At 67.3% G+C, this 14,047-nt stretch carries 9 protein-coding genes; 2 read left to right on the forward strand and 7 right to left on the reverse strand.

From position 1 onward, the window contains the following. Positions 1-214: 214 nt before the first annotated feature. Positions 215-1,180 carry an endo-1,4-beta-xylanase gene (locus tag ASG43_RS07430; RefSeq protein ID WP_244488014.1) on the forward strand — a complete coding sequence of 322 codons (966 nt, stop codon included), beginning with the start codon at positions 215-217 and terminating at the stop codon, positions 1,178-1,180. A 147-nt stretch (positions 1,181-1,327) separates the two neighbouring features. Continuing rightward, on the forward strand, positions 1,328-3,292 hold the full coding sequence (locus tag ASG43_RS07435) for a GumC family protein (RefSeq protein WP_056502542.1): 1,965 nt from the start codon (positions 1,328-1,330) through the stop codon (positions 3,290-3,292). 85 nt (positions 3,293-3,377) lie between these two features. On the opposite strand, the gene edd is transcribed toward ASG43_RS07435, so the two are convergent. From edd to ASG43_RS07470, 7 genes are all read right to left on the reverse strand, one after another. Then, on the reverse strand, positions 3,378-5,198 hold the full coding sequence (gene edd / locus ASG43_RS07440) for a phosphogluconate dehydratase (protein ID WP_056502543.1): 1,821 nt from the start codon (positions 5,196-5,198) through the stop codon (positions 3,378-3,380). Positions 5,199-5,351: 153 nt separating this feature from the next. Continuing rightward, on the reverse strand, positions 5,352-6,068 hold the full coding sequence (pgl, locus tag ASG43_RS07445) for a 6-phosphogluconolactonase (RefSeq protein WP_056502547.1): 717 nt from the start codon (positions 6,066-6,068) through the stop codon (positions 5,352-5,354). A gap of 71 nt (positions 6,069-6,139) precedes the next feature. Then, positions 6,140-7,618 (reverse strand): glucose-6-phosphate dehydrogenase, encoded by a 1,479-nt coding sequence (gene zwf, locus ASG43_RS07450; protein ID WP_056502550.1) that lies wholly within the window; start codon positions 7,616-7,618, stop codon positions 6,140-6,142. A 168-nt stretch (positions 7,619-7,786) separates the two neighbouring features. Next, positions 7,787-10,363: an HWE histidine kinase domain-containing protein gene (locus ASG43_RS07455; protein WP_244488015.1), complete on the reverse strand. Its 2,577-nt coding sequence runs from the start codon at positions 10,361-10,363 to the stop codon at positions 7,787-7,789. 8 nt (positions 10,364-10,371) lie between these two features. Beyond that, positions 10,372-11,001 carry a biliverdin-producing heme oxygenase gene (locus ASG43_RS07460; protein WP_348271070.1) on the reverse strand — a complete coding sequence of 210 codons (630 nt, stop codon included), beginning with the start codon at positions 10,999-11,001 and terminating at the stop codon, positions 10,372-10,374. Positions 11,002-11,137: 136 nt separating this feature from the next. Continuing rightward, complete coding sequence (locus ASG43_RS07465) at positions 11,138-12,454, reverse strand: FAD-binding oxidoreductase (RefSeq protein ID WP_056502557.1); 1,317 nt, start codon at positions 12,452-12,454, stop codon at positions 11,138-11,140. Then, a complete protein-coding gene (locus ASG43_RS07470; protein WP_082490728.1) occupies positions 12,454-13,995 on the reverse strand; it encodes a glutamine synthetase family protein in 1,542 nt (513 codons plus the stop codon). The genes ASG43_RS07465 and ASG43_RS07470 overlap by 1 nt, the downstream gene beginning before the upstream one ends. Positions 13,996-14,047: the final 52 nt, after the last annotated feature.

Below are 14,047 nucleotides of genomic sequence, written 5' to 3' on the forward strand. Positions count from 1 at the left end.
GACGTTCGACATTCCTCATCCTCGAGCGAGACGACCGATGGGCACCCTGGAACGATCCTTCGACATGGCCGGAACGCGAAGCGCTCGACGCGTTGCCGTTTCGGGATCAGCGGTCCAGCCTAGCGCCCCAAGCTTAACGCGGCGTTCGCTTCTTTGCGCCGGCGCCGCCTCGCTGCTCGGCTTGCCCCGGCCGGCTCTCGCGGCGAACGCCCGCGTGCCCTACGGCGCGGCCATGCAGGCGGACTATCTCGACAGCGATCCCGCCTATGTGAAGGCCTTCCTCGATCATTGCGATCTCATCCTTCCGATGAACGAACTGAAGGTCGTGATGCTCCGGCCCGATCGGGACACGTTCCATTTCGAGCCGGCGGACCGAATCGTCGATCTCGCGGTCTCGAACGGCCTGACCACGCGTGGCCACACCCACATCTGGCACGGCGGGACGCCGGCCTGGATGGAGGCGATCACCGATCCCGCCGATCTCGAGCGCGAACTCGTTCGCCATATCGAAACGGTGATGGATCATTATCGCGGCCGCGTGCCGAGCTGGGACGTCGTGAACGAGGTGATCGCGCACGAGCCGACGCCCTCGCAGCCCCTGCGCGATTCGACCTGGCTGCGCACGATGGGGCCGCGGCACATCCCGGTCGCCTTCAAGGCCGCGCAGAACGCCGACCCGAAGGCGAGGCTCGTTCTCAACGACTACGATCTCGAATTCAAGGGACCGCGCTACGACCAGCGCCGGGCGATCGCCCTGTCGCTCGTCCGGCAGCTTCAGGACGCCGGGATCCGCATCGACGGGGTCGGTATCCAGGGGCATCTCTATGCCGAGATCCCCATCGACATCGAGGCCGTCGCGGCTTTCGGCGAGGACCTGAAGCGCCTGGGCGTCCGGCTGATCGTGACCGAGCTCGACGTCATCGACTGGAACATTCCCGGCGGTCCGGCCGAACAGGACGCGGCCGCCTATGCCGTCGTGCGCGACTTCCTCGACGGCGTCTTCGCGTCCGGGCCGCCGGAAGCGGTCGTGACATGGGGCATCACCGACCGCTACAGCTGGATCCCCGACGTCATGCCCCGGCGCGACGGCCAGCCGACCAGGCCCTTGCCGCTCGATGCGAATTTCCGGCCGAAATCCTGGCATGAACTGATCATGCAGCGGGTGCGGTTGCCGGCCTGACGGCGGCGACGGGGGTCGATTTACCTCTCGTTAACCATTTGTTTGCCAATTTCGCCGAGGGTTCGACCGTACCGTCCGAGGCCGCGCGTGATGCGGCGCGGCCACTGCCTTTCGTGTCGTCACTCGATTCTTGTGGGCCGCCACCGCATGTTCATGTTGGACTCCTCCGCCTCGACGATGCGCTCCATGGGCGCCGAGCCGCGGGACCGGCTTGTCGCCCCCGGCCCCTCGTCGCTGCTCGATCCCGTCTTCATCGCCCGATCGGTGTGGAGCTGGCGCTACGTCATTCTTCTCTTCGCGCTGGTGGGGCTCGCCGTCGCCGTCGCCTTCGCCGCGACCACGCCGAAGATCTACATGGCGACCACCCAGATCCTGATCGATCCGCGCGACATCAAGGTCGTCGCCAACGAGGTCACGCCGAACGGCCTGCCGTCGGAGGCGACGCTGGCGCTGATCGAAAGCCAGACGTCGGTCATCCTGTCCTCGAACGTCCTGTCGCGCGTCGTGGCCAAGGCGTCGCTGGAGAACGATCCCGAGTTCAACGGGCAGATGAAGTCCGGTCTGCTCACGCTCCTCCCGGCGGCGTTCACGAGCCTTGCGGCGCATCCGGACGAGGAATTGCGGAGCCGCGAGCTTCGGGTGATCGAACGTCTGCGTCACGCCCTGACGGTCGCGCGCGAGACCAAGAGCTTCGTCATCAATCTAACCGTGGCGAGCGTCGACCCGCAGAAGGCGGCGACGATCGCCAATCTCATCGCCGAGGTCTTCATCGCCGAACAGGGGCGCGTCCAGTCGGATACCGCGCGCCGCGCGACGGATGCCTTGTCCTCGCGTCTGTCGGAGTTGCGCCAGAGCGTCGTCGAGGCCGAAGGGCGCGTCGAGGAGTACAAGAGCCAGAACGCGCTGATCGGCGTCGGCGGCCGGCTCGTCGACGACGACTACATCGTGCGCATCAACGACCAGCTCGCCAAGGCGCGCGGCGATATCACGGCGCTCCGCGTCCGCGCCGATTCCATGCGCACGGCCAGCGTCGAGGACGTGGTTCGCGGCACGCTGCCCGAGGAACTGTCCTCGACCGCGCTCGTGCGGTTGCGCCAGAGCTATTCCGATCTCGCCCAACAGGCCGCGATCCTCGCGACCAAGCTCGGGCCGCGCCATCCCCAGCGCCTTGCGAGCGAAGGGGCGCTGAACGCCGCCCGCCAGGCGATCGCAGGCGAACTCGGCCGCATCGTCGCCGCCGCGCAGACCGAACTCGCCAGAGCCGCGCAGACCGAACGCGATCTCACCGCGCAGATCGACGATCTGAAGGCCAAGCAGGTCGAGACCAGCGGCTCCTTCGTGAAGCTGCGCGAACTCGAGCGGGAGGTCGATGCCTCGCGCGCGGTCTACGAGGCCTTCCTCCTGCGGGCGCGCGAGACGAGCGAGCAGGAAAGCCTCAACACCGCCAATGTCCGCGTCATTTCGGATGCGACGCCGCCGCTGGAGGCGGGCGGTCTTTCGCGCAAGATCATCGTGCTCGCCGGTTTCGTCCTCGGCTTCGCCGTCGGCGTCGGTCTCGCCGCCTTCGTCGCGGTGATCCGGATGATCGTGCAGGCCTCCAAGACGGCGAAGCGCCGCGAGGACCTGGAGGACAGATCTCTCTCCGAGTCTCGCGAGCCCGCCGCCGTGCCACCGGTGTCCGCGTCGCCGCAGGCCGAGGCCGCAGAGACGGCAACCGGCGACGGGCACCCGCCTTTGTCCGCGCGCCCGACCTCGGCTCTGTCCGAGCCGCTGCGATCGAGCGTCCACGAAGGCGGAGACGCGCTGCGCCGGCGCGACGGCGGCGAGGCGGGGATGTCCGGCCGGTATGCCTGGCAGGCGTCGAATCCGGCTCCGGTCCGGGTCGCGCAGCCCGATGTTTCGATGGCGCCGTCCTCCCGACCCGATGCGATGACCGCCGAGCGGCGCGCGCTGCGCGAGCGGGTGCGCACACTGTCCGGAGGATCGGATCACAAGACCATGCCGGCGGTCCCGGGGACGGAGGCGGCCGACATCGCGCAGGACATCGCCTCGATCCGCGCCACGATCGCCGACATCCGCCGTCGCAAGGCGACCGCCGGCCACGGTCGCTGACGCCGCGAGGAGGCCGGCTCGACGTCTGGACCGACGCAAGGGGGGCGTAAAAGCGTCCCCTTGCCGATCTCGGGAAGCGGCCGTCTCAGTTGAACAAGACGCTGGCGCCCATGTCGGCCGGGCCGACGGCGGCGCGGAAGGTTGCGAAGAGCTCGCGGCCGAGGCCGAACTCGTTGGCGGAAAGATCGGCTTCGACCTGCGCGCGGCCGGCGAGTTCGCCGGCATCGACGAGGATCTCCAGCGTTCCTGCATTGGCGTCGAGCCGGATCATGTCGCCCTCCTGGATGCGGCCGATGATGCCGCCGGCCTTGGCCTCCGGCGTCACGTGGATCGCGGCGGGGACCTTGCCGGACGCGCCGGACATGCGCCCGTCCGTGACGAGCGCCACCTTCTGCCCGCGGTCGAGAAGGACGCCGAGCAGCGGCGTCAGCTTGTGCAGTTCCGGCATCCCGTTGGACTGCGGTCCCTGGAACCGCACCACCGCCACGAAGTCCCCGGTGAGCTGGCCGGCATCGAAGGCGCGCTTGAGTTCGTCCTGATCGTGGAAGATCTTGGCCGGCGCCTCGACGACGCGGCGCTCGGGCTTGACGGCCGAGACCTTGATGACGGCCTTGCCCATGTTGCCGGTCAGCATCTTCAGCCCGCCATTCTCGGAGAACGGCTTGTCTCCGGTCGTCAGCACCTTCGGATCGCCGCTCTGCGCGGGCGCAGGCGTTCTGACGACGGTGCCGTCGGCGCCCAGTCTGGCCTCCACGGCGTAGGCGCGAAGACCCTGTCCCCAGGCGGTCCGCACGTCCTCGTGCAGGAGGCCGCGATCGAGCAGCTCGCGGATCAGGAAGCCCATGCCGCCCGCCGCCTGGAAGTGGTTCACGTCGGCGAGGCCGTTCGGGTAGACGCGGGCCAATAGCGGCGTCACGTCGGAGAGGTCCGAGATGTCGCCCCAGGTCAGCTGGATGCCGGCCGCCCGCGCCATGGCGACGAGGTGGAGCGTGTGATTGGTCGAGCCGCCCGTCGCGTGCAGGCCGACGACGCCGTTGACGACGGCGCGCTCGTCGACGATCTGACCGGCCGGCGTGTATTCGTTGCCGAGCGAGGTGATCGCGAGCGCGCGATGCGTCGCCTCCTTCGTCAGAGCGTCGCGCAGCGGGGTGTTCGGATTGACGAAGGACGAGCCGGGCGTGTGGAGACCCATGATCTCCATCAGCATCTGGTTGGAATTGGCCGTGCCGTAGAAGGTGCAGGTGCCGGGCCCGTGATAGGATTTCGACTCCGCTTCGAGCAGCGCCTCGCGGCCGACCTTCCCTTCGGCATAGAGCTGGCGCACACGGCTCTTCTCGTCGTTGGGCAGGCCGGACGTCATCGGACCGGCCGGCACGAAGATCGCGGGAAGATGGCCGAAGGTGAGCGCGGCGATCGCAAGGCCCGGGACGATCTTGTCGCAGACGCCGAGATAGACGACCGCGTCGAACATGTCGTGGCTGAGCCCGACGCCGGCGGACATGGCGATGATGTCGCGGGAGAAGAGCGACAGCTCCATGCCGGTCTGTCCCTGCGTGACGCCGTCGCACATGGCGGGAACGCCGCCGGCGACCTGCGCCGTCGCGCCGGCGGCGCGCGCGGTCTGCCGGATGATCTCGGGATAGGACTCGAAGGGCTGATGGGCCGAGAGCATGTCGTTGTAGGAGGTGATGATTCCGAGATTGGGAGCGCGGCTGTCCGACAGGCGCTCCTTGTCGGTCGGTCCGCACGCGGCGAAGCCGTGGGCGAGGTTGCCGCAGGTCAGATGCGAGCGCACCGGCTTTTCGGCATTCTTGGCGCGGATGCGCGAGAGGTAGGTCGCGCGCGTCTGCGCGGAACGCTCGCGAATGCGGTCGGTGATCTCTTCGATACGGCGGTCGGCGGTCATGTCAGCCTCTCGAATGCGGGGGTGGCCATGTCGGCCGGACAGCGGGTTCTCATGCCAAACGTGCGTCCTCGTCCGATCGCGGCCGAACTGGGACGTTTCATCCATCGAAGGCCGAAGCGATCCGGCATCAGCCGGGTCGATCCAGCACCGAGCTCAGGCGGCGCCGCCGCTCGGTGCCCAGAAGACCTCCAGCGGCTTTTCCCGAGCCGCGCGAAGGACGGCCCGGACGGGAAGCTCTTCGACGGGACCGGGGGCCTTGGCCGTTTCGAGAACGCCGAGCTTCTCGTCGCCCTCGATGTGCAACGCCAGGAAATGCGCCTCCAGGAGGCGGGCGAGCGTCAGGCTGATCCGCGGTTCGCCGGCGCCCTTCGCCCGAAGAACGGACAGGGGCCGGGGATTGGCGGGATCGAGGGCCTCGGCCAGCGTGTCGGCCCCGGGAAAGAAGGACGCGGTGTGTCCATCGGCACCCATGCCGAGCACCACGGCATCGAACGGGTGGTGCAGGCCGCCGATGCGTGCGTTCAAAGCGTCCAGCGCATCTTCGGGCTCCGGCGTCTCGGCATAGAGCGGCTCGAAACGCGCGGCGCCGGCCGGACCCTTGAGGAAATGGCGGCGAAGGAAACCGGCATTGGAGCGTTCGTGCCCTTCCGGCACCCAGCGTTCGTCGACGAGCGTCACCGTCACGGCGCTCCAGTCGATCTCGGCCCTGGACAGCATGTCGAGGAAGAGCTGCGGCGTGGTGCCGCCCGAAACGGCCAGCGTCGCCGCGCCCGTCGTGGCGATGCCGCCGGCCAGCACCGCCGCGACGCCGGCGGCCAGCGCTTCGGCGAGAGCTTCCCGCGAAGGGTATCGATGGAACACGGCGTTCATGCGCTCGTCCTTCTGCCGGCCGGCCTCCCCGTCGCGATCGACCCGGCCTTGCCTTCCACTCCGTCTCGTCGTCAATCCGGCTCGTGCCAGGTCCGCCCGTCGCGCTCGATGAGGGCGATCGAGGAGGAGGGGCCCCAGGTGCCGGCCGTGTAGCCTTGCGCGGGCATTCCCTTGTCGTCCCAGGCCTTCAGGATGGGATCCACCCATTCCCAGGCGGCCTCGACCTCGTCTCGGCGCATGAAGAGGGTCTGGTTCCCGCGGATCACGTCCATCAGCAACCGCTCGTAGGCGTCCGGGTTGCGTACGCCGAAGGATTCGGCGAAGCTCATGTCGAGGGGCACATGGCGCAGACGCATGCCGCCTGGCCCTGGATCCTTGATCATCAGCCACTGGCGCACGCCCTCGTCGGGCTGGAGGCGCATGACCAGCTGGTTCTGAACGACATGACCTGCCGTGCGGTCGAAGATCGAATGGGGGATCGAGCGGAAGGTGACGACGATCTCCGACATGCGCTGCGACAGGCGCTTGCCCGTGCGCAGGTAGAAGGGAACACCGGCCCATCGCCAATTGCCGATCTCGGCCTTGATCGCGACGAAGGTCTCCGTCTGGCTGTCGGCGTCGCCGAGGTCGTCGAGATAGCCCTTCACGGCCGAGCCGCCGGAGGCGCCGGCCTTGTACTGGCCGCGCACCGTGTGGCTGGCGACGTTGCTGCCGTCGATCGGCCGGAGCGCCCGGAGGACCTTCAGCTTCTCGTCGCGCAGCGCGTCGGCGTTCATCGCGGAGGGGGGCTCCAGGGCGACGAGGCAGAGCAGCTGCACGATGTGGTTCTGCACCATGTCGCGCAGGGCGCCGGCCTTGTCGTAATAGCTGGTGCGGCCTTCCAGGCCGACGCTTTCCGCCACGGTGATCTGCACGTGGTCGATATGGCTCGAATTCCAGAGCGGCTCGTAGAGCATGTTGGCGAACCGAAGCGCCATCAGGTTCTGCACCGTCTCCTTGCCGAGGTAATGGTCGATGCGGAAGACCTGGTCCTCGCTGAAATGGCGTCCGATCGTGACGTTGAGTTCGCGCGCGGAAGCGAGGTCGCGCCCGACCGGCTTCTCGACGACGAGGCGCGTCTTCTCGGTGATCAGGCCGTGCTCGGCGATCTTGGAGGCGAACTCGCCGAACAGGGCGGGGCCGACGGCCAGATAGAAGGCGCGCACGCGGTCCTGCCCGCCGCCTTCGAGAAGTTCCTTCAGCGAGCCCCAGCCATTGCCGGAGCGCGCGTCGACCTCGCGATAATGGAGGCGCTTCAGGAAGCGCTCGATCGACGCCTCGTGACGGTCGGAGGCGGTGACGTGCTCCTCGACCGCGGCGCGCGCGAAGGCGCGATACTCGTCGTCGGAGATCGCCGTGCGGGAGGCGCCGATGATGCGGGCCTCTTCGGGAAGCTGACCGTCATGGTCGCGATGATAGAGCGCGGGGAGGAGCTTGCGCTCGGCCAAATCTCCGTTTCCGCCGAAGACGACATAATCGAACGGTTCGACGGGAATGATCTGGCTCGACATCGGGTCCTTTCCGGGCGGGAGCGGTCCACACCCTGTCGGCGGCCGGCGTCTTCGCGGATCGATCCCGCACGTTCGTCGGCTCGCTTCCCGGAGTAACGGAAGCCCCGACGCTTTTCCAGTCTTTTTGCACTGCGATTTAAACGATTAGATCCCGGCGCTGCGGGGATCTTAGACCGCGGCGGCGGCCGCGGTTCCCAAGGCTTCGATCAATTGGTCGCTGGCAAAGGGTTTCTTGATGGCGCGTGCCTGCGCCGCTTCGGCGGGAAGGTCGACATTCTCGCCGTAGCCGGTCGCGAAGACGAAGGGGATGTCCTTGGCCTTGAGATCGTCGACCAGGGGAAAACTGGTTTCGGAGCCGAGATTGACGTCGAGCAGCGCCACGTCGAGCCGCTCGCGCTCGATGATCTTGCGTGCCTCGGCGACGCTGGCGGCGATGAAGACCTGCGACATCCCGTTGTCGAGCATCAGCTGCTCGGCATCCATCGAGATGATCATGTTGTCCTCCACGATCAGGCCGGTCATGCCGCTGAGGGAGGGGGGATTGGCGGCGATGGCCATGCGGGCGGCTTCCTTCGTCGTCGCGGCAAGGCGCGCCTGTTCTGGTTCCACACGATGAAACACGGTGGAGGGCAGCGTGAAATCCGCTTCGAGTCCACCCAGCCGGTATCGCAATTCCGCCTCGCCTTGAAGGTCGTGCGGAATGGCGCGTTCGATGATGGTGGAGCCGAAACCGCGGCGCGACGGCGCGGTGACCGGCGGGCCGCCGGTCTCACGCCACGCGATGCGGCACTGGTCGTCTTCGTCGATGCGCCATTGCACCGAGATCGAACCATGCGAATCGGTCAGAGCCCCATACTTGGCCGAATTCGTGACCATTTCATGGAAGACGAGCGCGAGCGTGGAGAAGGCGCGCGCCTTCACGTGGATGTCCGGTCCCGTCAGATGCACGCGGCTCGCCTTCGAGCCGATATAGGCGGAGACCTCCGTCTGGATGATTTCTTCCAGCGAGGTCGAGGAGAAGTTGTCGCTCGTGATCTGATCGTGAGCGCGCGCCAGCGCCTGGATCCGGCCGCCGATGATGGCGGCGAATTCATCGATCGTGTTCGCGCCGGGTCGGCTTTGCGAGACGAGGGCGCGCATCAGGCCGAGAATGTTGCGCACGCGGTGGTTCAGCTCGGCGATCAGGAGCTCCTGGCGCTGGCTGGCGAGAAGCTTGAACCGCTCGCTCTCCTCGTTGTAGCGAACCAGGATCTCCAGGATCGAGACGCGAAGCGCCTCGGCGGCCTTCAGTTCGGACGTCGTCCAGGGCAGGCTCTTGCCCTTCACCGTCTCCTGCCAGGCCTCGAAGCTCTTGCGCGGCGTCAGTCGCGGTCCGTTCGGCCCGCTGGTCATCACCTTGGCGTTGGGATCTCCGCCCCATTTCACCGTGCGCACGACCTCGCCGCGGCAGAAGATGATGTAGTCGCGCGGCGAGCGCGAGATCGGGATGGCGAGAATGCCGGCCGCGCGATCGACGAAGGCTTCCGCCGGGGGGTAGAGGATCGACAGTTCCTGATTGGCGTAGACGCGGCTCGATGCCGCCCGGTTGAGGAACCGCGCCAGCCCGGGCATCTCCTCCGCCGTCGGGGCTCGTCCGAAGCCGCGCGCCTCGCCCTTCGCCCAGACCATCAGGCCGTCGCAGGCGATGATTTCGCGCAACTCGTCGGCATAGTCGCCCAGCGCCTCGACGCTGGCCGTCGCCGCCACGATCTTGCCGAGGAAGCGGTCGTGGACCCGGCGCGTGGCCTCCTCCGCCTGCCGCCGTTCGGAATAGATCCGCGCCTCGATCATGAAGGAGATCATCTGCCCGAAGAGCTCGAGCCCGGAGCGCATCTCCATGGCGATGTGGCGCGGGGCGTAGTGATGGAAGGCGAAGAGGCCCCAGAGCTTGCCCTCGATGACGATCGAGATCGAGAAGGACGCCGCGACGCCCATGTTGCGCAGATACTCGATGTGGATCGAGGAGACCGATCGCAACAGCGACAAGGAGAGATCGAGCGGCCGGCCCAGCGGATCGAGCGGCGGCTCGATCGCCACGTTGACGGCGTCGATGTCGGAGATGATGCGCGTCTGGTTGCGCACGTAGAGTTCGCGCGCCTGCGCCGGAATGTCGGTCGCGGGATAGTTGAGGCCGAGGAACGTCTCCAGGCCGCTCTTAACCGACTCTGCGACGACCTCGCCCGATCCGCTGTCGGCGAAGCGATAGAGCATCACGCGGTCGAACCCGGTCACGCCGCGAAGCTGGCGGACCGCCTCGCGATAAAGCGCGGCCTGACTCTGGGTCTTCTGGATGCGCGCGATCATGCTCTTGACGAGCGCGCCGGGATTGATCGCTGTCGACTTGGCGGCCGGTTCGGCCTCGATGAGGATGGTCGAGCCCGAAATGTGGACGGCGACGTCGAAGGCGCGGTTGTCCCCGAGGAGATCGCATCCGAACAGGCGCTCGGTGCCTTCGCCCGCCGCCAGCATCTGCAGGCGGCCCCGAATGGAGTGGATCGCGTGTTCCGGGAGAACCCGCAGGAGATTCTCGCCCGGCAGGCTTGCGGGATCGCAATCGAGGAACGTGCCGATGTTGGCCGAGACGTGCTGGATCAGCCAATCCATGGAGACGGCGATGAGGAAGCCGAACGGCTGGAGAAGGCCGAGCAGATGAATTGGCTCGCGGTCGCAATTGGAGAGGTCGACCGGCACCGTCAGGCCCGGCACGCCCCCGCTCAATTCAGGGCTCCAGACCGTGTCAGAGCCTCGACCCGAAGGAAGTAGCGGAAGGTTTCGTCCGCCGCCGCGATGGCGGCGTCGACATCGGCCTCATCGAGGAGCACGGCACTCGCCGCCGCCAGGAAGTTTCGCAGGGCGTGTGGCTCGTCGGGACCTTCGAGATAGGCGAAGGAGGCCGCTTCCCAGGCCTTGGTCGTTCCATGCCGGCGGATCTCGGCCCGGATGTAGCCGGCCCCGAGGCGAGAGCCCTCCAGGACGTAGACCACGCCCACCGCCTGCGCGACCGTCAGGCGGGACCGGGAAAATCCCGGGGCGTCGAGAGCCTCGAGGCCCATGAGGGCAAGATCGGCGGAAAGGCTCGGCGCGCGCCGATGGAGCTTCAGATCGGGAAAGGCTTCCATCAGCGGGCTCGCCGCCAGGACGGGTTCCAACATGCGATGGCAGGCCTCGTTCGCCTGCAGGAACCGGGCATAGGCGACGGGCGAGGCTTCGCGCGTCATACCGGCGAATCTGCCGTCGAGCTCCTCGTGACTGGGGCGGCTCTCACTGCGCAGCCGGCGGCGCAGCGATCGCGCATCCGATGCCGGGTCCGGTCGCGTCGCCGCGGATGAATCGTTCGTCAGCAAGGAGATTTACCGGTTCCTGTGGTCACGTCGCCAAAAGACATAGGTGGAACCTCCCAGTTCGCACGCAAGCTTTTCACCTGTCGAACGTGGAGGTCGATCGAGCCCCTAGCGACGATCTGTGTTCAAAAGCTGACGATCAGAATCGATCGCGGAGCGCGTACCACGTCATGGCGAGGACCAAAAGCGGTGTCCGGAGAGATTTGCCGCCAGGGAAGGCGGAGATTTCTAAGTCTTCCAGAAGGTTTAGCCGGTCTCGATTGCCGGACAGGCGTTCCGCATAAAGTCGCCCCGCGAAATTTGCCATGATCACGCCGTGACCGGAGAATCCGCCGATCGCGGTGATCCCCGGTTCCACCTCGCGAACATAGGGCAGGCGCTCCATCGTGATGCCGACCGAGCCGCCCCAGGCGTGGGTGATCGGAACGGCGGCGAGATGGGGATAGACCTCCGCGATCTGTCGACGGATGTGCGCCGAGATGTCGCCGCTCTCGGACGTGTAGGCCTCTCGACCGCCGAACAGCAGGCGTCCGTCGACGCTCTTGCGGAAATAGCGGACCGAGAAGCGCGAATCGTCCACGGACGGCTCGCCGGGCAGAACGCGTTGCGGCTCCGCGAGGGGCTCGGTCGCGCCGATGAAGGAGCGGATCGGCATGATGTGCCGTGCTGCCGTGTCGTTGAGCCCGCCGCCATGCGCATTGGTCGCCAAAAGGGCCCGCCGGGCGCGGATGCGGCCCGTCGCGGTCGTCGCGAGCACGGCTCCCGTCCCGGTGAGCGACAGGATGGGCGTTTCCTCGAAGAGCCGCGCGCCGGCGGCATGGGCGACCTTCGCCGTGCCGATCAGAAGCTTCAGCGGATGGAGATGCCCCGTGCCCTCGTCGTTCATGCCGCCGAAATAGCGCTGCGAGCCGAGACGCTCGGCGGTCTCGGCCGGACCCATGAAGCTGGCGCGGCGATAGTCGTAGTTCACCGCGAGGTCTTCGACCTGAGCCTCGTAGTCGGCCACGTAGCGCTTCTTGTGGGCGACCGAGAGTTGCCCGGGACGGAAGTCGACGTCGATGCCGTGGGCCGCCGTGAACTCCAGAAGATGGGCCTTGGCATCCTCGGCCAGGGCGAAGAGCGCCTTGGCCCGCTCCAGCCCATAGGCCTCCGCGATCTCGGAGGACCAAAGACGCTGGCCGGTCCCCATCTGGCCGCCGTTGCGGCCCGACGCGCCGTCGCCGAAACGCGCCGCCTCGACCACGGCGACGTCGATCCCGGCCGCAGCGAGATGGGTGGCGGCGGAAAGCCCGGTGAAACCGCCGCCGACGACGAGGACGTCGGTCTTGAGGTCGCCCTCCAGACGGGGATAGCGCGGGCGGTCGGGAACGGAATCCTCATACCAGGACCGGCCGGGCGAGATCGGCGACTGGTACGCGCTCTCGGGCGCGCGGGCGTCTGCGGGACGGCCGGCCATCAGACGTTCAACAGGAGGAACTCGCGCTCCCAGGGACTGATCACCTGCATGAAGGTCTCGAACTCGCCGCGCTTGATGCCGGCATAGGTGCCGACGAAGTCCCGGCTGAAGACCTCGTGGAACGCCTTCTCCGCCTCGAAGGCGGCCACCGCTTCGAGAAGGCCGCGCGGCAGCGAGATGACGCCGTCCTCGTTGACCGTGCGGTCGGTCGGCTCGTCCGGCTGAAGGCCGTTGACCATGCCGAGATAGCCGCAGGCGAGGGAGGCGGCGAGCGCGAGGTAGGGATTGGCGTCCGACGAGGGCAGGCGGTTCTCCACGCGCCGCCCCGCCGCGTCCGAGGTCGGCACGCGGAAGGCGGTGGTGCGGTTGTCGTAGCCCCAGGCGTTGTTGGTCGGGGCGGACATGCCGTAGGTGAGGCGGCGGTAGGAGTTGACGTAGGGCGCCATCATCACGAGGGCGGCCGGCACGTAACGCTGCATGCCGCCGATGAAGTGAAAGAAGAGCTCGGAGGGCGTGCCGTCCTCCTTCGAGAAGACGTTGGCGCCGGTCCGCTTGTCGATCACCGACTGGTGGATGTGCATCGCGGAGCCCGGCTGGCCTTGGATCGGCTTGGCCATGAAGGTCGCGTAGATGTCGTGCTTCATGGCGGCTTCGCGGATGGTCCGCTTGAACATGAAGACCTGGTCGGCGAGCTCGATCGGACTGCCGTGCCGCAGGTTGATCTCCAGCTGCGCCGCGCCGTCCTCGTGGATCAGCGTGTCGATCTCGAGCCCTTGCGCATCGGAGAAATGGTAGATGTCGTCGATCAGCTCGTCAAATTCGTTGACGCCGCCGATCGAATAGGCCTGACCGCTCTGGATCATGCGGCCCGACCGGCCGATCGGGGGCGTCAGCGGATAATCCGGATCGACGTTCTTGGACACGAGGTAGAACTCGATCTCCGGCGCGACGACGGGCTCCCAGCCCTGGTTCTCATAGAGAGCGAGCACGCGCTTCAGGACGTTGCGCGGCGTATAGCCGACCGCGCCGCCGCCGGTGTCGACGAGATCGCAGATGATCTGCGCCGTCGGATCGCTCTCCCAGGGAACGGTCGAGAGCGTCGAGAGATCGGGCACGAGCTTCAGGTCGCCGTCGTTCGGCGAATAGCGGAACTCGCCGGTCTCCTCGGGATATTCTCCGGAGATCGTGTGCATGAAGAGGGCGGAGGGCAGGGCGAGCGAGGTGTTGCCCGTGAACTTCTTGGCGGGCATCATCTTGCCGCGCGCGACGCCCGCGAGATCGGGCGTGATGCATTCGATATCCTCGATGCCGCGCGCGCGAAGCCATTCCACCGCCTCGGCCATGGAGCTCACGCCGCGCTTGGATTCCAGGAACTCGCGCGTTTCGTCGGGCGGCAGGATCACGGGCGTCGCCTCGCGCGGGCTCGCCGCGCCCTTCACCGCCGTCGCCTCGGGCGCGGAGCCAGCCGACGACAGCCTCTTGCGGTCGATCCTCTCCGGTGTGGTGGGCCGAGAGGATTTCGATTTGGTCGTGTCCGACATGCGCTCTTTCGGGGCTGGATCGTGCAGGAACCATAGCCGGGGCGTGGATCGG

The organism is Aureimonas sp. Leaf454 (assembly GCF_001424685.1).
Taxonomy (GTDB): domain Bacteria; phylum Pseudomonadota; class Alphaproteobacteria; order Rhizobiales; family Rhizobiaceae; genus Plantimonas.

Coding starts and splice junctions, on each gene's coding strand:
- ASG43_RS07435 (WP_056502542.1), top strand. CDS start 1,328: ATGTTCATGTTGGACTCCTCCGCCTCGACGATGCGCTCCATGGGCGCC.
- ASG43_RS07470 (WP_082490728.1), bottom strand. CDS start 13,995: ATGTCGGACACGACCAAATCGAAATCCTCTCGGCCCACCACACCGGAG.
- edd (WP_056502543.1), bottom strand. CDS start 5,198: ATGACCGCCGACCGCCGTATCGAAGAGATCACCGACCGCATTCGCGAG.
- pgl (WP_056502547.1), bottom strand. CDS start 6,068: ATGAACGCCGTGTTCCATCGATACCCTTCGCGGGAAGCTCTCGCCGAA.
- ASG43_RS07465 (WP_056502557.1), bottom strand. CDS start 12,454: ATGGCCGGCCGTCCCGCAGACGCCCGCGCGCCCGAGAGCGCGTACCAG.
- zwf (WP_056502550.1), bottom strand. CDS start 7,618: ATGTCGAGCCAGATCATTCCCGTCGAACCGTTCGATTATGTCGTCTTC.